The 21905-nt window shown below is 40.1% G+C and carries 14 protein-coding genes; 6 read left to right on the forward strand and 8 right to left on the reverse strand.

What is annotated here, in order from left to right:
• Nucleotides 1–84: 84 nt before the first annotated feature.
• Nucleotides 85–2433: a hypothetical protein gene (locus L1271_RS05955; protein WP_235367336.1), complete on the reverse strand. Its 2349-nt coding sequence runs from the start codon at nt 2431–2433 to the stop codon at nt 85–87.
• Nucleotides 2434–2522: 89 nt separating this feature from the next.
• The gene (locus L1271_RS05960) at nt 2523–3746 is read right to left on the reverse strand and encodes an alpha-xenorhabdolysin family binary toxin subunit A (protein WP_235367337.1); all 1224 of its coding nucleotides are present in this window, start codon (nt 3744–3746) and stop codon (nt 2523–2525) included.
• Nucleotides 3747–4504: 758 nt separating this feature from the next.
• Between L1271_RS05960 and L1271_RS05965 the strand changes: the two genes are divergently transcribed.
• The 4 genes from L1271_RS05965 to L1271_RS05980 all read left to right on the forward strand — a co-directional run bounded on the left by L1271_RS05965 (nt 4505) and on the right by L1271_RS05980 (nt 9394).
• The gene (locus L1271_RS05965) at nt 4505–5392 is read left to right on the forward strand and encodes a LysR family transcriptional regulator (protein WP_235367338.1); all 888 of its coding nucleotides are present in this window, start codon (nt 4505–4507) and stop codon (nt 5390–5392) included.
• A gap of 90 nt (nt 5393–5482) precedes the next feature.
• Nucleotides 5483–6505 (forward strand): substrate-binding domain-containing protein, encoded by a 1023-nt coding sequence (locus tag L1271_RS05970; RefSeq protein ID WP_235367339.1) that lies wholly within the window; start codon nt 5483–5485, stop codon nt 6503–6505.
• Nucleotides 6506–6758: 253 nt separating this feature from the next.
• Nucleotides 6759–7991: a DUF642 domain-containing protein gene (locus L1271_RS05975; protein WP_102058054.1), complete on the forward strand. Its 1233-nt coding sequence runs from the start codon at nt 6759–6761 to the stop codon at nt 7989–7991.
• 194 nt (nt 7992–8185) lie between these two features.
• Nucleotides 8186–9394: a tyrosine-type recombinase/integrase gene (locus L1271_RS05980; RefSeq protein WP_102058052.1), complete on the forward strand. Its 1209-nt coding sequence runs from the start codon at nt 8186–8188 to the stop codon at nt 9392–9394.
• Between the two features lie 310 nt (nt 9395–9704).
• Here the strand turns inward: L1271_RS05980 and L1271_RS05985 are convergent, their stop codons facing one another.
• Nucleotides 9705–9905, reverse strand: a complete 201-nt coding sequence (locus L1271_RS05985; RefSeq protein ID WP_102058051.1) for a hypothetical protein — start codon at nt 9903–9905, stop codon at nt 9705–9707.
• 871 nt (nt 9906–10776) lie between these two features.
• Nucleotides 10777–12330, reverse strand: coding sequence for a methyl-accepting chemotaxis protein (locus L1271_RS05990; RefSeq protein ID WP_174169224.1), 1554 nt, complete (start codon nt 12328–12330; stop codon nt 10777–10779).
• Between the two features lie 236 nt (nt 12331–12566).
• Here L1271_RS05990 and hemH point away from each other — a divergent pair, with 236 nt between their 5' ends.
• Entirely contained in the window at nt 12567–13586 is a 1020-nt protein-coding gene (gene hemH, locus L1271_RS05995) for a ferrochelatase (RefSeq protein ID WP_235367340.1), read from the forward strand.
• A 55-nt stretch (nt 13587–13641) separates the two neighbouring features.
• Here hemH and L1271_RS06000 read toward each other — a convergent pair whose 3' ends face one another.
• The 4 genes from L1271_RS06000 to L1271_RS06015 form a co-directional block, all read right to left on the reverse strand.
• Nucleotides 13642–16188 (reverse strand): putative bifunctional diguanylate cyclase/phosphodiesterase, encoded by a 2547-nt coding sequence (locus L1271_RS06000; protein WP_235367341.1) that lies wholly within the window; start codon nt 16186–16188, stop codon nt 13642–13644.
• Nucleotides 16189–16362: 174 nt separating this feature from the next.
• Entirely contained in the window at nt 16363–17766 is a 1404-nt protein-coding gene (locus L1271_RS06005; RefSeq protein WP_235367342.1) for a YfcC family protein, read from the reverse strand.
• A gap of 93 nt (nt 17767–17859) precedes the next feature.
• Nucleotides 17860–19449 (reverse strand): sensor domain-containing diguanylate cyclase, encoded by a 1590-nt coding sequence (locus L1271_RS06010; RefSeq protein ID WP_102058046.1) that lies wholly within the window; start codon nt 19447–19449, stop codon nt 17860–17862.
• Between the two features lie 475 nt (nt 19450–19924).
• Entirely contained in the window at nt 19925–21109 is a 1185-nt protein-coding gene (locus L1271_RS06015) for an alkaline phosphatase family protein (RefSeq protein WP_010605405.1), read from the reverse strand.
• A gap of 249 nt (nt 21110–21358) precedes the next feature.
• Between L1271_RS06015 and L1271_RS06020 the strand changes: the two genes are divergently transcribed.
• A complete protein-coding gene (locus L1271_RS06020) occupies nt 21359–21904 on the forward strand; it encodes a GbsR/MarR family transcriptional regulator (protein WP_010605404.1) in 546 nt (181 codons plus the stop codon).
• Nucleotide 21905 lies beyond the last annotated feature (1 nt).

The raw sequence follows: 21905 nt of genomic DNA on the forward strand, positions 1-21905 counted from the left end.
AATAGGAGCAGGTTAATCCTGCGAGCTTTTATTAAAGATCGCCACCTGAAGTGGCTCCTACTAAGCTAAAGTGCAAGTGCTACACTATTGTTTGGGGATCGCATTTCCTTTAAACGACACTTTGATATTCGTCACTTTACTTAAGTCATAAAGCTGTGGATTTTTCAGCTTAATTGACCAAGTGGTAAACGGAGTTGGTTTAAAGTAATTAATCGCATAATCGTTTGCGATTGCACCACTGGTGATTGGATCTATGCGCGTCGTTTCACTATCTAACAGCTCGTAACTTACCAATCGGTATAACGACCCTGCACTAAATTGATAGGATTGCCCTTTAAACCTATCTTGATATGAACCACTAGATCTTACTTCGATATCATAGCGCTGGTTCTCATTTAACCCCGAACCTTCTAGTACAACATTGACCTCGTCTAATCTAACTCGATCAAACTGGGAAAAATCAATATCTTCCAACGACAGCGTAAAACTCATTTCACCGTCTTGCGCAAAATCCAGCAATTGCTGCGGCGCATCTAACTCTTCTATGGTGAGCATAAAATCTTGAGGTCGAGGGTTAAAACGCAATAATGACGCGGCCTCTTGTTCACGTAGTAAAGCTAAGTCGTGACGGTATTCTTGATAACTTTGATTAAGGCTTGGTGTCACTATGGTGTCATCAAGAGACCAGTAGCTAAATGCCGCCTGATAGTTTGTTAGTGCAACAAATATCGGCCGTTTTAGATTATTCAAAGTCCGGAATAGCTGTTCCTCCATGTCCTGAATTTCATCTAGACTGTTTTGATTATTTTGTAAAAATGCATCTATACGATTGATCTGTTTAAGTTTTGCATCAGCGGTGATGCGCAAATCTATCTGTCTAGATTGCTCCTGGGCAATATCAATCTCTACAGCAACTATTGCCTTACCATGATTAATCAACTTTTCGATAGCAACAAGGTAGTCACTTGCACCATCAATGTCTTCATCTATGGCCTTTTTCATTTGTGCCTTAGCAGTTATTAAAAATTCGTCCCAAATTCGATTTGCCTCTTCTTTGGTCGGAATGAGTGAATTAAGGCGATTGAACTCTTGTGCAAGCTCACTACTAGAAAACGGATCAGCGGTTTTTTGTGATAACACGTTTAACTGGCCGCTAACCGTTTGTACTTTATCCATTAATGACGCGATATCATCAATTTTGGTTTTTAACTCATTGATCTCTTGGATTGTGGCGGGCAAGCTCGCAACTAAGTCTTTCAAGCCACTGGTATCTCCCCCCGCAGCACCGGCAAATGCAGTGCCCGCACTAATTACGGTTTCAAGTACTTTAAGCCCAATTTCAGTGATTTTATCTAGTTTGTAGTCCAAAATTCCTTGTTGAAACTCGACCCCTGAATAGAAGACATTATTTTCTTGTCCGCTGAATGATGCTTTTTGTTGATCAAGTGTTTTTACCAAGCTCGTCAGTTGCTCTACAGAGCGAGAGATAATTCGTTGCTCAGCAGATGCAACGTCGAATAGGTTATCCTGCATCAAAGTGAGATCTTGGCGCTTGTTTTCTAAACTTCGGCCTTGTTGCTGAAAATTATCGTAGCTATCCTGATATGCTTCCATCGCGTCAATATATGCTTTAATCGTTAACTCATAAAAGTCGCGGGATAGGCTAGGCACATAGTTTTTGTTAAGTGTTGCGTACGACAAAAACTGTTTAAAGTTAGCAAGCTGCAAGTAAAAATTCTTTGCTTGAACGGAAGATTCTCTAACATCATGAGCTGCGTTTAAAATAGCTTCAGGCCAGCTCAACATCTCAATACTTAACGCTGGATTTTGATCATAGATAGAAGCCGCCATATCGAATGACTTTTCAAATGCATCTAAAAAGTACTCTTTATGCACAGAGATGAGCGACGTTAACGCTGGCGAAATAGGCGTTGCGAACTTATTGCCTTGTATAACTTGATATAGCGTACCAAATGAGTCTGGAGCAATACTAAAGCGTTCAATTTCACCATCGCTTGGCGAATGAGCTGTGATTATATTGATATTAGCCTCAACTTTATCAGCCATAAATACCAATGTTGATGCTTGAGCATTTTGGGTATCTAAATTGATACTCACCGTACCATTACCCATTATTTTACGTGCGACGATAAAAATTCGTTTGTTTGGCGCATCGAAAATCATGTTTCGGTCGATTTCTACCGTGTCAGCAGCAATGACGATAGTATTATGATCTCTTGCACTAGTAAGCACGTCATTCAAATTGACATGTAAGGCCGAGACCAAATAATTTTGTGTGTCTATCTGTTGTTGATTTGAAGTCGTAACGCTCGGTAGGTTTTGACTTAGCTCAAGATTATATAGCTCATTCCAAGTCGCAGCTTGGCTCGAAAAAGTGCAGCCAATCAACAGGCTGAGTAAAGTTGGTTTCATAGTAACTCCTTATGTACCTGAGCATATTTAGCTCAGGTACGGTGATATATTCCTTATAGCAATAAGGAAGGAATGCATGTTGTATTTGATTACTGCTCAGAGATAGGTAGATAAGCATTTTGCAAAAATGCTCTCGCTTTGTCTGAAATGTCTTTCCACGAGTTTGTTGCGCTGCTAGCAAGCGGAGATGAAACAATACCAGCTACCACAACATTAGCATTTCGAAGTGCATTTTCACTGTCTAGTTGCTCTAAGACTTCTTTAAGTGACCGCATATCTCCTAGTAGAGACTGCCAATGCACTTGCACTAAGCGCACATTATCGATTGCTTTGAGGATCTTATCATTCATGCCATCTACTTGACCTTTTGCAATCTCGTAAGATGCGGCCAGGCTCACTGAATGTGCTAGGTCTTTGTTTGAACTATCAATTTTTTCTTGAACCTTATCTATTTCGTCTTTGAGCTCTTCGACTTGGCTGCCAAGTACTGAACCGCCGATTAACAACACTAAAGGTCCTCCAGCAGAGAGGCCTGCAACTATCTTCAACTTAGTGTCTTTTTCGTTGTTAAGACTGTTTAGGCGATTTTGCAAGGTACTAATTTTTTCGCGAATATTCGCAGGCTGATCTTTATTCAAGATATCAGCAAATGTACTCTCAAGCGTTTCCAATTCCCCTGTATGCGTAGTCAATCCCCCCTGAAAACTAATAAGTTCATTCACCACTTCTTCTGTTTTATTCAGGTTTGAGTCAATAAAACTCATAAAAGTATTGAGAAATGAAATTGCGGCTTGGCGACTCTGCTCAGCAGCTTGCATATCCCCCGTAAGTGAAGCGTTATGTAAGTTGGTTAATTGGCTGATAAACGGGTTAATTAACAGTGCATGAGTGTCTGAGTAGTTAGCAAGTTTTGTCGCTAAATCAATAACGCTAGGGTAGATATTGTGATTCCAGTTTTGACCAGATGCGTTGATTTCTCCAAACGTTTCCATTAACGCTTTATAGTGTTTATTCAAAGGCGTGTTGTCAGGGTAGCGCGTTGAACTTCTAAATGCAGACTCGTTGTTTGGTAACCCAACAGCAGCTTGAGCGAACACTTGAATTGTGTGCCATTGCTCCTGTGTTAATAGAAAATCATCTGAACCAACATCTACAAACAAAGGTGCACCTTCAATATCACCTTGAAGTGTATCGTACATAATTGGTGAGATTTCTGGGACGTCGGTATTCGCAGTTGCGAGCTGACTAAGCCCAAATAATTGGAGTGACGTTACGATAGCAATTGCGCTTTTCTTTAACTTAATTGATTTCATCTTTCATATTCCTTAATCAATCGGTGTTCTAACTGTTAAGTTGCACTAGACCTATTCTGGTTTAAAAGGTGCAACTGAAGATAAAAGTGCATGTAGTTAAAATGTTAACCAAATGTACTTTTAATATTATTTATATAGGGACAATGAGAATGGAAGAACTTCTACACTTTCTAACAAATTGAGGAAATTAGTTGCATTTTCGATAACACCAAACATCACGATATACAATCTACAAAACAACAAATTAAGTAAATGAAAGTTAACAAAAACGAGCTATAACCTGGCCATCCATAGCTATAGATGTAGGGAGTTTTGTTACAAACAGATAGTTAACAGCTTATTTTTATAGCCACTTTCGCTCAAAATTCAACCTTAATTAAACTGTTTCATAAAATCGAACTCAATGTTTCTGCCGCTATAAATGAGACGCGTGTTCTTTGTTGAAGAAATAAATTCAATCTATTGACAGCTATCTGATCTTGGCCAGAAAAATCAAAGTAACTACCCGTTAGTACAGCCACTTTAAGTTATATAAATGACTTAAAAATTCAAACAAGGTTAAACCTAAAACGATTAAGGAAATAATCAATAACCACTTTTAGCTAGGCAGGGGAAATAACACTGAATTTGGTATAGACCAAAACACATATTTCATTTATAACTGTTAAAAATAAATGTTTAATTTATGTAATATTTATGTAATTTTATTTGAGTGCGGCGGTCTTTATCTTATAAAGTAATGTGAAAAGAGAAGTTAAATGAACAAACTAAGAAGAATGATGATATTTAAGGGGGTGGTAAAGTCAGGATCACTGACCAAAGCCGCGGAGAAGTTATCTTTGTCTAAATCAGTGATCAGCCAACATCTCAAGAAACTAGAAGAAGAGATAGGAACACCACTACTATATAGAAACACACGAAGCCAATCATTGACCAACGTTGGTAAAGACTTCTATGCGTACTGCCTTGAAATCAGCCATTTATCAGAGTTAGCTTGGGAGAAAGCAAGATCTAAGCAATCAGTACTGGCAGGGCAGTTAACAGTGACAACATCCTATGCTTTGATGCAAACCATCGTTGCACCTGCACTATGTAAGCTGATTAAAACGCACCCTAAAATCCGCCTGAATTTAATTAATGAAGATCGCCATCTCAATCTAGTGGAGCGGGGGATAGATCTTGCTGTTAGAGTGGGTAAAAGCACAGATGTGGAGCAATCACAACAATATATTGGTTCATTTAGAGACGTGCTATATAAAGCAAAGGACAGTGAATTTAACGACACAACCGCTCCTTACATTGCAAACTCTTGGGAAAGCAAAGTCACAAATTATGAATTTATACATACAACACAAAATATCGTTAAACAGCTTTCATTCAAAGCACATCACAAAACCAATTCCGTTAGCGATACAATAGGGCTCATTGAAAGCGGTTTGGGTATTGGATTAGTGCCAGAAATCATCGCATTTAATAATCATAACCTGGAGCGAGTAGATCCCGAATTCGAGCTGGAAAAAGTGGAGGTATTTTGCATTCATAAAGGTAGTACTGATGTACCCGCGACGATACGAATTGCGCAAAGTGCTATTAAAAGCTATATGGATGCTCATCAATTTGTATTGAAAAATGCTGCGATGCACTAGTGAGCGCCAGATGGAATGCTGTCCTCATTTGCGTTACTAAAAATCTACGTTATGCTTGCAGTAGTTTAAGAAAATTATTTCATTCTAAACATGAAGTTAAAGGAAAATCTATTCTCCCGTTGTACCTTGGTATTTGGGCTAATATTGTTTGCGATACTGAGCCAAAGTACTCAAGCGGAAATAACCATCGCGGTTGTAGGCAAAACTAAAAATGACACCTTTTATGAACAATCGTATAAAGGGTGTGTAGACTTTGCGAAACAACATCCAAATGTAGAGTGTATCTACGATGGTGCAGACGACTATCAAGATTTTAGAACGCAAAGCCTAATCATTAATGAACTATTGAGTAAAAAGGTAGACGGGTTATTAATATCAACTACCGATTCAAACTATCTCGTGTCACGTTCACTCAAAAAGGCAAAGCAATTGAAGATACCAGTGATCACTTTTGACTCTGACCTTTTAACAGAGCATAAAGATTACCGTCTCGCCTATGTAGGAACCGATAACTTTGCATTTGGTGTTGCACTTGGAGAAGCCGCTAAACCTTATAAAAAGGCCGCGCTTCAATCGTTTTGTATTCAAACAGGTCATCACTCAACACCTAATTTGGATAAAAGGATCAATGGCGTTAGATATGCACTCTCTACACATACAATAGACAACCTTACAAAAACAGAGAATGATCTCAAGCAAGGGTGGCAAGAGTACGAACGATGCACACTTTACACAATGGGTAAACGCGAAGATGCGATAAGCCAACTATTGACCTTGCTAAGTTATGAAAATCCCCCGATTTTTATTGCTGTCGCTGGCTTCGCTCAATTTCACTCTAATTATATTGAACGCGTATTACCATACAAAGAGAAGATCAAAAATAACAATGCTGTGATCATTTCCGCAGATACAGAAGAGATGCAACTTAAAGCTTTGGAAAAGGGACTTTCAACAATCAATATTGGCCAAAACCCCTTCGAAATGGGCCGAAAAGGAGCGGAATTACTTTACAATACGATAGCGCTTGGCCAGTCACCTTCCAAGGACAACTACTACTTAGACTTTCATTACTGCAACCAAACAAACGCTCTTAGATGTACCGTTAACCATTAGCTTTAATGACCTCGCTATACGAAACCCTAGTCTCGGTCAAAATGACGGATAGGTTTCGACATCTATTTTCCACGCCAAGAAAACAATACTAAAGTACCAATTAAAAAGTCTATTTAAAGACGTAAAACACCATAAAATCTGGTTTTTCGGTTATTCATTGACCGCTGACTCAAAAAATACGACAATGGTAGTATATTAAGTGATGTTATTGTAAACAAAAAATTTACATTAACTCTATTTTATTGGAGTGGCTATGAAACTTAACTTTACAACCTTAGCGTTAATATCAGTTGTTGGTACAGCAAGTGCTGCCGACAATTTAGTCGTTAACGGCTCGTTTGAAACATCAGGCAATATTTCTGGTGATTGGGCGTTATTTGACAACCTCCAAGGTTGGAATAGAGAGGGTGCCAGATTCGAAATTCAAAAGCAAAGCCTTGGTATTATCGTGCCTCAAAACGGCAATCAATACCTAGAGCTTGACTCAACTGCAAATTATACAATCTACCAGAATATCCCAACAACTGCTGGAAAAAAGTATAAAGTGAGTTTTTATTACTCGCCTCGAGTGGTAAACAATAACTCAACTAATCGTGCACGTGCATGGTTTGGTGACAACACACTAGTGACGATGAATGCAACGACCCGAGGCTGGACAAAGTACGAGTATACGGTTGAAGCAACTGGTAGTTCGACACAATTACGCTTTCAGGGGTTAGGCACTTCTGACTCATATGGTGCGTTACTAGACAACGTAGTCGTAACAGAAGAGGAAGACGTTACACCTCCAGAGCCTCCAGTAACTTGTAAAGTAGGCGTGTATGGCATCAATAACTTTGGTGAAGACAGCAATAGCTATGTTTATAAATTCGACATGGTTAATGGTACCTATGCATACGTTGATGGCGTCGCTAATACAGCTTCAAACATTGCTGCGCACAATGGTGCACTTTACTTTATGGAACAAAACGACAGTGCATCTAAAGCTTCATCACTTTGGAAGGTTTCACTAGATAGTGCAGAGCAGACTTTAGCTGCTAGTGCAGTTTCATGGCCATTATACCGTTCAGCAGTAACGCCAGACGGTACTAAATTACTTGCAAGCAGCAAAACTTATCTTTATGAGTTTGACATGCAAACAGGCGCAAAAACAGTGCTTGGAAAGCTAAGCTATGCAGGTGACGACTTCTCACACGGTGATATCGCTTATTCAGCAGATACTAACGTGATTTACGTACTAACAGGTAAAGCACTTTACACACTAGATAAAGGCGACATGTCTTTAGATCTCGTTGGCGAGCATGGTGTAAATTGGGCATCGGGTTTAGCAGTAAGCTCAGACGGCACGTTATACGTATCTGGCCGTAACTCAGGTGAAGACGCGAAGATCTACACACTAGATCCAAACACTGCAGAAGCAACCTTTGTAATGGATGGCCCTGAGCACATCAACGACTTAACGTACGTAGCCAACTACTGCGAATAAATTAAGAAACAAGTAGACTGTAGACAAGGCGAGGGGAAACCCTCGCTTTTTTCGTTTTGGCGCCCTTATTGCAAATAAATGACGCGACCCTTTTATTTAACATAATATAAATTATAGGCTTATCTACACAGTATTGCATAATATGTGTAGATGTCACTATAATATGTCCAATACTAACCAATATCGGACTTATCATGATTTTACCATTGGTCGACACCTTAAAGCAGCTTAGGTATCAAATCGCCCATCTTGAAGATGATACGCTTGGGCATGAATATCCAGAGCTGGAAAAATTCTTGGCTCGTCAAGGTAAATCAATACCGGTACATAGCGAGCTACAGTTCCTATTTCAGTTTTTGTATGTTTACGGTCGTAAGTCTGAAGCTACTTTTAACCGCTTTCGTAATGAGCTTGAGCGCTTTTATTTATGGTCGTGGCTGGTTGCTGAGAAGTCAGTGTTTGAGCTAAAACGCGAAGACATCGAGGCATATGTGGATTTTGTGGTAGAGCCAGATAACGCATGGACACAAACTTCTGTGCAGTGGCGTTATAAGCAAAACCAAGGTATCCGTCAGGTTAACGAAAATTGGCGACCATTTGTTCTCAAAGAAAACGGCGCTAGCCAGCAAACGTTGGCAGCAATGTTTACCGCGCTCAATGTGTTTTACAAGTTTGCCATTTTAGAAGAAAAATCATTTGCTAACTTTGTTCCAGTGGTTAAGAAAAATAGCCCGTATTTAGTGGTTCAATCGCAAATCAACCTTCCTGATACGCTGAGTGATTTGCAATGGGAATATGTTTTTGGTGTAACACGTGATTTAAGTGAACAGCAGCCGGACCTAGAACGAAATCTTTTCGTATTAGCTTGCTTAAAAGGCTTGTATTTACGCATTTCAGAGCTATCTGACCGCCCTCATTGGTCACCAGTAATGAGCCACTTTTGGCAAGATCAAGATGACTTTTGGTACCTAAGAATTATGGGTAAAGGCAATAAGCTAAGGGATGTAACGCTTAGCGAAGACTTTATCAGTTATTTAAAGCGTTACCGGCAGTACCGGGGGTTAAGCGCCCTACCTCGCGTTGATGAGCCCTACCCAATTGTTCATAAACTAAGGGGCCAAGGCGGTATGAACGTTCGTCAATTACGCCGTATTGTTCAGCAAAGTTTTGACTTAGCAGTGGCTAAACTAAAGGAAGATGGCTTTACAGAAGAGTCAGAGCAACTCGAAGCCGCAACTTCACACTGGCTAAGACATACAGGTGCAACGCATGATGCGCAACACCGCCCGCTAAAACATCTATCTGAAGATTTAGGTCACGCTAAAATCGCAACAACAGATCAAATTTATATTCAAACCAATATTAAAGAGCGTGCCAAATCGGGGTTAAAACGCAAGATATAGATATAAGAAAAGATAAAGCAGGCGCCCAGCTAACTCACTTTTCACCAAAAACAAACTAAAAAATTTTGTTTAAAGGACTAACAACATCATTTGCCCTACTGTAAACGATAACTCATTTACGAAGATAAGATAGTCCACTATTTTTCTGAGAAAAGCATCGGCTACAACACTGAGATGAATCACTACTATGAGTAGGAATATAGGTAAACTTACAACTGTAAGGTCCAGGGATTAGTAAACTTTGGCTACAGATTGGCGCGAATAATGCTCGTTAAGCACGCCAAAATTTATAACTTTCTTATACTAGTTCCTAGTTTGTATACCTATCACAAGCACCTGTGTTGCAGGTACCATCTGTAAGACATGGGCCGCAGCCTGATACTTCGATAGTATGTAAGTCATCGTTATCTTTTGATCGGCCACCGGCGACATTATTTGTCATCTCTGATGGCAACGCTCCAAGATTTTTTGATAAATGTTTGAGTTTCTTTTTATTTAATTTTAAATTCATTTTATTTTCCTTTTTTAATCCATTTTTACGACCAAATCGACCGCAGAAATAACCTAGCAAAATAAAAAACACCAGTCAATTTTTTAATCAAAAAGTACTTTATTCTATCACCATTCAACTACACTATAAATATGCGTTTACTTACCATTATTGAGTCAATAATTTTATTGCGTGTTTTCAAACATACATTCACTAACTGGAAATAAGGAAGATATTAATTAAGTTACAACTTAATAAGGAAAAGTTAAAAATGCGCATGTACTACCAAGTGATATCAGGCGGAATATCGGTAGTGGTGCAACTGAACACTGGGAACAAAACGCGCCGTGCTAAACGGTGAAAACTGACTAGCGTCATACTTCGCCAAAATTTTGTAAACATAGCCAAGGGTGTCACCCTACATGCATGACTCACCACTTCGAGTAAAAACACCGACCCTTGCCCATTTATTTCAGAGCCAGATTTGTTGTAGATTAAGCAACTACGTCGGTTGCCGTGCTGATATTTGTGAATTATTAAGCATTTGGATAACAGCGCCTACTTTACTTGTTTCGTCATCAGATCGATCTTCATCCTATATATAATCATGGTTCTAAGTAAAAAGTGTAAAGAATTATACTACTTATTTAATTCAGAACCAGCCTGCCGACTTAAAGCATCTTCACCTTCTTTAGTTAGTAAAGACTTTTCCCAAGAAAGGTTACGACGCTTTTGATGTTTTTAAACGAACGTTGACGACTCTATAGTCTAATAATTGATACATGTATAACAAGTTGCTTAAAAGGAAAAATTACAGATCAGATTAAGACTTAAAAGGGCATTCGAGAATGCCCTTTTAAGTCTTCAGTAAATCAGTGCGCTATACTAAAACTCACTTACGCTTAAAACGAACAATCAACTCGTGCATTTCTTTAGCAGTCGATTCTAGGTCTTTACTCTCTTGATGCACTTTGTCCGCGCTATCTAGGCTGTTGTTTGCAAGCTGTGCAATGTTTACGACTTGCTGATTAATGTCATCAGACACGGCTGCTTGTTGCTCAACCGAAGTTGCAATTTGCATCGACATATCACTAATTTGGATAACCGCTTGGGTGATTTGTTGTAGCATATCGGTGCTTTGATTCAGCTGTTCAATACCGTGAAGCGATTCTTCTTGGCCTTGCTGAGCAATATCTACTGACGCTTGTGTGCTGCTGGTTAGTTCTTCAATAATTGCATGGATCTCTTTCGTCGACTCTTGTGTGCGCTGTGCTAGATGTCTAACTTCATCAGCAACTACTGCAAAGCCCCTACCTTGCTCACCAGCTCGCGCAGCTTCTATTGCTGCATTTAGTGCTAGCAAATTAGTTTGCTCAGCGATTTGTTCGATAATTTGTGCGGCTGCTGCAATTTTATCAGTTTGTTTAGAGACACCTTCAACAGAATTGCGGATGTCAGCAATGGTATTACTTAAATCACCAAAAGCAATTTTGGTTTTATTAGCGATCTGTTCTGTTTGAGAAGTCAAATCAAGGGAGTTCTGAGCATCTTTAGCACTCAGTTGCACGCTGTTAGAGACATCGTTGATGGTTGTTGTCATTTCATTCATTGCTGTGGCAACAAGCTCAGTCTCAGTTTGCTGCTTTTGTAAATCAGCATAGGTGGCTCGCGCTTCTTTACTCGCCGTATGCGCTCCTTTAGATACGTTTTGCGCCGCATGTTCAACACGCGTAAGAATTGTATCTAGGTGTGCCCTTTCGCTCTTTAAGCGGACTTGGATTGATGCCATAGTACCATCCCAAGTCGAATAAACTTGCTCAGATATCTCATCGCAAAAACTGTGCGCCAACTCAGATTCTAGTCTTCTCAGCTGTTCTTTATCGCGCCAAGTTGCATAGGCTGAATATGCCAGCATATTTGCCATCAACCAAAAAAATCCTGCAGACTCAGAAGCAAAATACCAAAGTGCCAGTGATGAGATGATGTTAAAGACTGGCCAAACCACGCGTAATTTGGGAAGACCGAAACTGCTTCCTTTATTAGTATTTACGTTTGTATAAAGTTGACTTGCCCGTTCAACCGTAGCCCTATCTGGGCAGCTTCTAACCGACTCATAGCCAATGATTTTGCCATTTTCTGTTATTGGCGTTACATAGGCATCTACCCAGTAGTGATCACCATTTTTACAGCGGTTTTTTACGATCCCCATCCATGGCTTGCCTGTTTTAAGCTGCGTCCACATTGTTTGAAACGCCACAGGTGGCATATCTGGATGTCGTACTATATTATGAGGTTGACCAACTAACTCATCACGAGAAAATCCACTAACATCAACAAACGCTTGATTGCAGTCAATAATATTTCCTTTCAGATCAGTGACGGAGATGAGTTTTACATCGCGAGGAAAGGTTTTTTCTCTTTGGGTTACTGGGTGGTTGGTTCTCATTAGACAAGTCCAAAACTAACAAAAAATTGATTTTCCCTTAAATATTTGCAGAAAAATACGCCCTCAATCCATGAATAGCAATAGAGAAGGGATTAATTAACGATAATTACAACTATAGTGTGAGTTAATTTTAGGCGCAAATTGATTTATGCCAGTTTAGATCGAAATTAGGCTTACTCCCGTATAGCCTTTCTTGTAAAATAATCCTAATAAAATGATAATCTAAGGAGCGTTAAGTGTCTCGCTTTTCAGCCATTACAGATAATCCCCATGAAGGCCGATTTAATTCCAAAACGGGCGTTCTTATTACGAATTTAGGTAGCCCGGATGCACCGACGGCTAAGGCACTTAGAGTTTATCTTGCGGAGTTTCTCTCCGATCCCCGTATAGTCGAAATTCCAAGGCTAATTTGGTTAATGATTTTACATGGCATAATTTTACGTGTTCGCCCTAAAAAGTCAGCACATGCCTATCAATCAATTTGGACCGATGAGGGCTCCCCGTTGATAACCATTAGTCGAGCGCAAACTGATAAAATAAAGAAGCAGTTACGCAGTGAAGGTTTTGAAAACATCGAAGTTGAACTCGCCATGCGCTATGGCAACCCGTCAATTGAATCAGGGCTTGAGAAATTAAGAGAAAAAGGCATCACAAGAATTATCATCGTGCCACTATATCCTCAATATTCCAGTGCAACGACAGGCTCAACCTTTGATCAGATCTCAAAGGTGCTAAGAGGTTGGCGCTGGGTACCAGAGCTACATTTTATTAATGGCTATCACAAACATCCGCTCTATATCGAATCTTTAGCTAATTCCATTAGCGAAGATCTTGAGGCGAATGGGGAGCCGGATAAATTGGTATTTTCATATCATGGTACACCAAAGCTATTTTTAGATAGAGGCGACCCGTATCACTGTTTTTGTCAGCAAACGACTCGCTTAGTCGTTGAAAAACTTAATCTTGATAAAGAAAAAGTAATAACTACCTTTCAAAGTCGTTTTGGTAAAGCAGAATGGTTACAACCTTATACGGACAAAACACTTGAGAGTTTTCCCAGTCAAGGTATTAAAAACGTCGCTATTTTAAGTCCGGCTTTTAGTGCAGACTGCTTAGAAACACTCGAAGAGTTAGAAGTTGAAAACCGAGAGGTATTTGAGTCTGCTGGCGGCGAAAAGTATCGCTATATTCCCGCACTAAACGACCGTGATGATCACATTAAAGCGATCACAGCGCTGATAAAACCACTGCTGTAATAAAGACGCAGAAGCAATCTGCTATTTTTAGGTGTGATATCAAAATATCACACCTTTATTTTTCTAACGCACTTTGTGTTTGTTCAGCAAAAGCGTCTGTTGTGAGTAGCTCAAGACAGGCATCTATTGGTTTTGCGGGACTGTAAAAGAATCCTTGAATGTGATGACAACCGAGCTCTCGTAATTTTTCGAGTTGAGTAAACTGCTCTACCCCTTCGGCTATCACACCAATTCCCAACTTATCACTGAGCTTAATGAGGCAGTCAATCATTACTTGTTTGTTGTAATCAGACATCAGGCTGTCGACAAAGCTTTTGTCTATTTTTAGGTAATCCACCTGATTTTCTATCAAGTTACTTAATGATGAATAGCCAGTACAAAAATCATCAAGCGAAACCTTGATCCCATGTTCCCTCAGTTGATTAAGCGTTTTCCAAGTATAGCGATTTGTAGCAAGCGATTCGGTAACTTCAATGGTAATTGCTTCATACGGGATCTTTGCTTTTTCGATGGCGCTGGTAATTAACTTCACCTGATTAATACTGGCTTTAAACTCACTAACAGAACGGTTAATAGAGATCCCAACCTCTGTAAAACCAGCTTGGTGGATCTTTGCTAAGTCTTGGCAACTACGCTCAAGTACAAACTGTCCAACTAAATGAATAAGACCAAATTCTTCAGCAATAGGAATGAAAGTACCTGGTGATACCATTCCGTATTCATCATCAAACCAACGTACTAGGGCTTCAAACTTTGTGATGTGGTTGGTATCAGCATTAACGATCGGTTGATAATAAACAGTAAGCGCTCCTTCTTTCAGTGCCTGCTTTAACTTGTCTTTAAGCTTTATTTTATTTAAATAGGCATTTTGAATTGCCGCATTGTGTAAGGCTACCTGTCCGCGCTCGGTCTTTTTCACGCTATTGAGTGCATGCGCTGCGTTTCTGAGTAAGTTAGCCGCGGTGATCCGAGAGCCTGCCTCGAGCTGTGCAATACCTGTAGAACAAGTGACTTCTATAGTAATTTCATTAAATACATAGGGCTGAGAAAGTTTCAGTGAAAGCTTTTGAGCAATTTTAAGCGCGCTTTCTACATCGCTATGAGTGAGCAATAGCGCAAATTCATCACCACCATATCTTGCGATAATGTCATTTTGGCGAACTGCATTTTTTAATCGTTTAGCTACAGAAATAAGTACCTTATCGCCAATCTCCGGACCAAAAACATCGTTCACTTCTTTAAACCTGTCTAAGCCAATGAAAAGCAGTGAACAACTGGTATTGTTACTTCTAGAGCCCGATATTTGTTCTTCCAATCGCTGCATAAAACTGCGGCGATTTAATAATGCTGTTAATGGTTCATGGTTGGCGTAGAAGGTAAGTTGAGACTCGTTCCGCTTCCATTCGGTAATATCTCTAAAAATGCCGACGTAGTTAGCAACTCGACCTTGCTCATCCTTCACCACACTCAGTGTTAATTCCTCAGGATAAATCTGACCGTTCTTGCGACGGTTGTGGATCTCTCCTTTCCAATGGCCAACCGTGCTCAATGATGCCCACATGGCTTCATAGAATGATTTATCTTGCTTACCAGATGATAACACCGCGGGGTCTTGGCCCAATAATTCGTAGCCGGTATAACCCGTTAGCCGCTCAAAAGCACGATTCACCATAATGATTTTATTTTCATTATTGGTGATCATAATGGCTTCTGTAGCATGCTCAAACACAACATTAGTGAGTTCGAGCTGTTTATTTAGCGATGAAATATAGCTAATATCTTGAATAGTCGCAGTGAATACAAACTCATCGCTATGCTGCTCATCAGACTCTACTTGCCCAATAATTCTTAATAACCCATGATTTTCCGTGCGAGCGGCCAATGAAAGTTGCAAATCAGTATTGCGAACGGCACCTAACCTCACTTTTTCTAATGCAATCCGCAGCCTTTCACTATCTTCTATCGTGAGTTTATCGAGCAATAATGACAGCGACGGAGAATGAGCTTTTGTCTTAAGTAGATGATTTAGGTGGGGGGAAAAGTAGTGCTTATTTTGTTTAAGTTGCCATGTCCATGTGCATAGGTCCGCTATTTGCTCACCTTTTGCAAGTTGCTTTAGTAAAATACCTTGTTTAGTCAATTCTAAATTGTGGTTAAGCTCCGTTGAGATCAGGTGTCCTAACTCTTGAAACCACAATTTTTCTTCAAAGCTGACTTGTTTTTCTTTATTAAACAAACAGACCATTATTCCTATTGGTTTGTGATCTAAGGCCCTTAGCGTTACCCCTAAATACCCCTCTATACTAAGAACACGAAGAATTTCATCTTCTTCATAAAGTTGTTGCAAGCCACTGGTAACACTGCACACTTCGTTACTTGCTTTAGCATCAAAACACGGCGTCCCTTCTAGGTCATAAATAATATTATCGACTTCTTTACCATCCGCCAGGTACATAACGGTCTTTACGCGCTTATCGTTATCGATAAACTTACCCACAAAACAATGATCCGCATCAAACCGTTCAAACAGCTGTTTCAATGCAAATTGATATCGCTGATTAGTGGATGTTAAATTGTAAAAATGGCTAAACGTTAAATTCATAGAAGTCTGTATGGCTAATTCTCGACCAAGATTTTTGTTTAATAAATAATAATAGCTTATTAAACTACATAGAATATAAATACAGATCAATAAATTTGCTTTTTGAAAAGAAATTGAGTCTAGTAAAAGCAAGATAGCGCCCATTGGCGCTATCTAAGAAGAAAATTTGTTTATCTACAGTTGTGGTTGCACGTCCAAGCCATAACCAAACATCACAGCGAGTACCAACACAGTTGCCGCTGCTACCATGAGTTTAGCCATTAACGGCATACAGAATCTAAACCAATGGGTATATGGGACGCCAGCCATGCCGAGTATCCCCATTAATACTGCATTGGTCGGTACTATCATGTTTGAGAAACCATCACCAAACTGATACGCAAGTACTGCAACTTGCCTTGGTACACCAACTAGGTCACCTACTGGAACCATCAATGGCATGGTAACATAAGCCTGACCAGAGCCCGAAGGTATGAACATATTTAAAAGCGTTTGGATAAGTAACATACCAACAGCTGAAACTTCCGCAGCGACATAAGAAAGTGGTGTTGAAAGACCATGTACAATCGTATGAAGAATTTGACCATCCTCTAGAATTAGTGCAATACCACGAGCTACACCAATAAGCACTGCAGTAGTAACAAGATCTGAGACTCCTTCGATAAATCGGTTTGCGGCTTCATCAGCTGAAAGTTTACCAAGAATTGAAATAACGATACCCCAGGCGATAAATAAGCCACCTAGTTCGTAGAGATACCATCCTTGAGTCGCAATACCCCAAACCGCACAGACAAGCGTAACAATGAAGGTAAGTAGAATAGTTCTATGACGACCATTAAGCTGCGGATAGCTTGGCGCAGCCTGACCTGCCAGTGGGCAAGGCACGTCTTTCATCATAGAGTGCTCAGGGTTTTGCCGTACCTTTTTTGTATAGCTCCATACATGATGAAAGCCAATCAGTACAAATGGAACAAAAATAGCAAATCTCAACCATATGCCCGAATAGACAGGTACTTCAGCAATTTGCTGAGCAATTAATACCGTAAATGGGTTGAATGCCGAGACACCGTAACCAATACCATAGCCGGCAATGATCATACCAACAGCGGTCATGGCATCTAGCTTCATTGCTTTACAGAGTGCAACTAAAATCAGCACAAACGGGATGTATTCGCCTGCTGTACCAATAGCGCTTGACGCGATTGCAAAACAGAACACTACCATAAAAATGAGTTTTTGTGGTTTATCGCCATTTTTCTCAAGTAAACGACCGATCAACGCATCAACGGTGCCTGTTGCACGTGCGATTGCGAGTACACCACCAACAATCATAACGAAAAAGATTACGTCTTGCGCAGCAGCAAACGCACGAGGAATAGCTTTTAGCAGATCCCAAGGTGTAAGATGAACAGACTCTTCTGCAATATGGTAGGTACCAGCAAGCACAACCTGCCTGCCAGAGTCAGTAGTTGCAGTATCAAAAAAGCCTTGTGGAATAATCCAAGTCGACAGTAATGCAATTAGCATCATACCTAGTAGCAGGACTAGTGTATGAGGAACTTTCAATGTTTTTGCCATGGAAAGTACAGCTCCAAATTTGGTAACGGTAAAATTGCAACGCATCTTACCGATATTCGGAGCAAATTTCACTTTTTAATATCAAATTTCCAATTATGCTACATTGTGATTGGCTAAAACGGCATGTTCAACACGGTTCCTGCCGTTTGCTTTCGCCTGATATAGACTTCTGTCTGCAAGTTTAAGTGCATGATGCAAATCCTCAGAGCACAGCGGCCAGTGAGAGATACCAAGTGAAATCGTAATATGCCCAGCTTCACCAAACTCAGTTTCAGCGGTACATGCACGCAAGCGTTCTGCAATTATGTCTGCTTTATCAATGTCTACATATGGCAAAAACATTAAAAACTCTTCTCCACCGCTACGACATAAGTGATCTTGTTCACGTGCATTAGTGCGCATCAGCTCGGCGAGTTTTCTGATTACTACATCACCAACATCGTGGCCGTAAGTATCATTCACATGTTTGAAGTGATCGATATCGAGCGCAATAATGCTAAACGGAGTTTGCTGCTCATAGGCAGTCTCCAGCCACTTTTCCATTCCTCGTCTATTGAATAAATGAGTAAGCTGATCTTGCTTTCTTTCATCGTCAAAGCGTTGGATCTGTGCTCCTAAGTTCTTAACACTGCTGTGCATTGCCTGATAAAGCCATGCGGCTTCATAATACCATGTAGATACATGTGGAAAATCTATGTTTCTACCATCTTGCACTTGCTCTGATAACTTAGCTAATCGCCATAGGGGCTTTGCTATTAAGGTTCCGAGTCCAAGTACACAAATTAACAAAAGTACAGTAAATGGAATGGTAGTTTTGAGTACGTGCCGCATAGTATTAGAAAGGTGCGACATGGTAACTTCTAACGGACGTTGTGCTACTACGCCCCAACCACTTGTGGGAACCAGAGCATAGCCCGCAAGCATCGCAACGCCTTGGGTATTTATCACTTGTGCTGACCCTGAAACTTTATTAAGCAGAGACCCAACAACTTCATTTTCAGTGACATCTTGTCCTATTCGATGATCGTCATGATGATAAATAAGTTTACCATTTGGCCCAGTAACAAAAATATAGGTTTTGTCCTTATGATGGTGGTTAGCAAGAAGCCGCCCTAAGATATTATCTCCTTTTAGATAAATCCCAGCTGCGATAAAGCCGACAAATTTACCTTCTCTATCAAACATTGGGTGTGTTGGGCTCACCATCAAATTTCCGGCGGGAGAGATAAATGGCCCTACGATGAAAGGTGCCTGTTTACGAAGTGGCGATGTTTCGGCTTCATTTATAAGCGTAGTCCCAACAACACCGAGTGAACTGGGTTGAGCACCGATAATTTCTCCATCGGCGTTGACTAGCACGATTGAATCAAAACTATGAGTTCGAGTAAGCATTTGCTTAAGTTCGTTATCGACCAACTCTGGGTTATCTAGCTCCGAGGCGATAGTTTCGCTCGACGCTTTTAATTGCATCAAAACTGATTGTAAAAAGAGATCAGTAACATCCGCGAGCTTAGTTGCATAAGCGCGATTTGCCTCCAAGGTATCTTTTACCATCACTTGCTTTTGAACTTGGTAGCTTGAGAACAGAGCGTTTAGCAACGAAGTAAATACGCATAATGTGGCAAGAATGAGTATGAGCTTTTTGAGGTCTAACCAATGTTTTGCTTTATTTATTTGTACCACTAAGAATTCTCTTTAATGTACTTCCATGACATTTTAGCTATTCGTTTGAATGAAACAGTTAATCTATATCAAACTTCTGGTCAGACCAATAACGAATAAGAACGTGCACATTCTGTGTGCCGGTATTATAACCACATAGCCAAAAATATTTAGTTTTTTGAACGGATTATTGGTATTGTCTCAGCTATCAGGTGTAAAATAATCTGAACATAAATACAGCGAAGTTCTAATGAAGAAAAAGACTACCAATCCACTAGTTGGCCACTTTACACTTGCTTGCCTTGCGCTCGCGGCGATATGGATGTTCGTATCTGATAAAGATGCATTGCTTGTCCTTAATTCCTTGGTTCTTGTCTATATTGTCTTTGCTTTAGCAAAACGATTAATGAAGGCTTCCAATAAAAAGTAGCGCGCTTTACTGCTTTTGTTCAGAGCCTCGTTATTTATCGGCTCTGAACACAATAAATGGCCTGTTTTACTGCCTAACCAGCTTTAATAGGTTTTCCCCCCTACTATCAAGCTCATTAAGTGGCTTAAGCCCCATAATGTGTGTAAGTGTTGGGTAAACTTCTAAATTGCTAGCTTGTTCTATCGTTACACCCGATTTAAAGGCAGGGCCACTTGCGACAAAAAATGCGGCCATATCAGGTGTCACCTCATACCCATGCGTACCATAATAGCCTTGTTTGCCTTTTTGCATAAAGACAATAGGCGCTTTTGCTTGCAGGATAATGTCACCGATACGAGAAGACTCACCGCCATTTAATTGCAGTTTTCGCTCACGATTTAATACTTTATAACGACCATTCGCTTTTTTACGTAACTGCTGTATAAGCGTCTCTGTTTCAAGGACTTTATCACCTAACGCATAAAGTGACACCCTCGTTCCGCTATTTTTTATCGTCCAATCTTCAGGTATATCTAGCTCTTCGAGGATCACGGCTTTGCTTGGCTCTACGCTTGCCATACCGTGGTCAGAAACGAGTACTAAGTTCACTTTAATTTTGTCCCTTTTCAAAACAGCGACAAAATCTCCAATTAAGCCATCAACAAATTGTACCGCTTCTCTCGTTTTTTCATGATCTGGTCCGTATTCATGACCCATGGTATCCACTAGAGAAAAGTAGCTGGCGACAAACAATGGTTTTTCGCTTTTTGGTAATTTTAGCCAGTTGTGTATTTCATTTAGACGGTTCTTGTAATCAGCTTGTTTTGAATAGTGATAGTAATAGTCAGGCGTCATACCATTGATTCTAGCGTCTGATTCAGGCCAGAAATACGCGGCAGACTTATACCCGTGCATTTTTACAAGATTCCATAACGGAATACCACTTATCCACGAGCTATCCACTTTACCCATTCCCATCTTATAACACTCTTCACGCTTCTTATCACAAAAGTAATTATCGACAATGCCATGATTGATTGGTTTTAAACCCGTAACAATAGATAAGTGATTCGGAAATGTCTTAGTCGGATATTGAGGCCATAGCTTAGTCGCGCGGACGCCCTGCTTCGCAAGATTTGCAATATTCTTTGCATCGTGTTTTTCAATGTAATCCCATCTAAACCCATCAATGGAGATCAATATGGTTGTCGCGCGCTCAGCAAAAGCAGTGCAACTAAAGATAGATAAGGTGAAAAGGAGGATTCTTAACATGTATAAATTCCCGTGTCATGTGAGTACCGCTGCAAAAGTAGGAGGCTGTGCAGCATAATCCGTGTGATTGTGGCCGCATTAAATCACAATGATTTGAAATTTATATTGATTTGCGGTCAGTGGATGGCAATTATAGATATTCGGGGAAGGTTAACTTTCACTATGTTGTAGTTGAGCTTAATTAATGCTTGATCTAAGTCAAAGTGACCTTTATATTAAAGTTTCAATAATTACTGAAAGTTTAGAACAATGAACTTATCACCAAAAATAGAAAATTTTGTACTTCATTGCGGCGAAATGGGAAGCCGTTGGGGTTTCAACAGAACTATAGGACAAATGGTTGGTTTGTTGGTTATTAATGAAAAACCATTAACAGCGAACGAAATCGCCGATGCGTTAAAAATTTCACGCGGTAACGTGAGTATGGGAATAAAAGAATTGCAATCTTGGCAACTAGTTAAGGTGCATCATATTCCCGGCGACCGTAAAGAATACTACTCTCCAAACGGCTCTATTTGGGATCTCGCTAACCGCGTATTTGAAGAGAGAAGAAAAAGGGAAATCGACCCAACACTAACTCTACTTCGTGACCAAATCCTAGATAGCGCCAACTCACCTGAAGAAGTGTATGCACAGCAGCAAATGCAATCCATTCATGACCTACTTGAAACCGTCACTAAGTGGTCAGCGGAACTTCAACGCCTATCACCAGAGCAATTGCAATCGTTGATGAAGCTCGGTTCTTCTGTGAGTAAAGTAATAGATTTAAAGGATAAATTATTACGTAAGTCTTAAA

It is taken from the genome of Pseudoalteromonas sp. OF5H-5 (assembly GCF_021530695.1).
Lineage (GTDB): Bacteria > Pseudomonadota > Gammaproteobacteria > Enterobacterales > Alteromonadaceae > Pseudoalteromonas.

Bases quoted from the DNA above. Each gene is read 5' to 3' on its own strand.
- L1271_RS05980 (WP_102058052.1), top strand. From the start codon at position 8,186: ATGATTTTACCATTGGTCGACACCTTAAAGCAGCTTAGGTATCAAATC.
- L1271_RS05970 (WP_235367339.1), top strand. From the start codon at position 5,483: ATGAAGTTAAAGGAAAATCTATTCTCCCGTTGTACCTTGGTATTTGGG.
- L1271_RS06000 (WP_235367341.1), bottom strand. From the start codon at position 16,188: ATGAATTTAACGTTTAGCCATTTTTACAATTTAACATCCACTAATCAG.
- L1271_RS05960 (WP_235367337.1), bottom strand. From the start codon at position 3,746: ATGAAATCAATTAAGTTAAAGAAAAGCGCAATTGCTATCGTAACGTCA.
- L1271_RS06020 (WP_010605404.1), top strand. From the start codon at position 21,359: ATGAACTTATCACCAAAAATAGAAAATTTTGTACTTCATTGCGGCGAA.
- L1271_RS05965 (WP_235367338.1), top strand. From the start codon at position 4,505: ATGAACAAACTAAGAAGAATGATGATATTTAAGGGGGTGGTAAAGTCA.
- L1271_RS06005 (WP_235367342.1), bottom strand. From the start codon at position 17,766: ATGGCAAAAACATTGAAAGTTCCTCATACACTAGTCCTGCTACTAGGT.
- L1271_RS05985 (WP_102058051.1), bottom strand. From the start codon at position 9,905: ATGAATTTAAAATTAAATAAAAAGAAACTCAAACATTTATCAAAAAAT.
- L1271_RS05990 (WP_174169224.1), bottom strand. From the start codon at position 12,330: ATGAGAACCAACCACCCAGTAACCCAAAGAGAAAAAACCTTTCCTCGC.
- L1271_RS05975 (WP_102058054.1), top strand. From the start codon at position 6,759: ATGAAACTTAACTTTACAACCTTAGCGTTAATATCAGTTGTTGGTACA.
- L1271_RS06015 (WP_010605405.1), bottom strand. From the start codon at position 21,109: ATGTTAAGAATCCTCCTTTTCACCTTATCTATCTTTAGTTGCACTGCT.
- L1271_RS05955 (WP_235367336.1), bottom strand. From the start codon at position 2,433: ATGAAACCAACTTTACTCAGCCTGTTGATTGGCTGCACTTTTTCGAGC.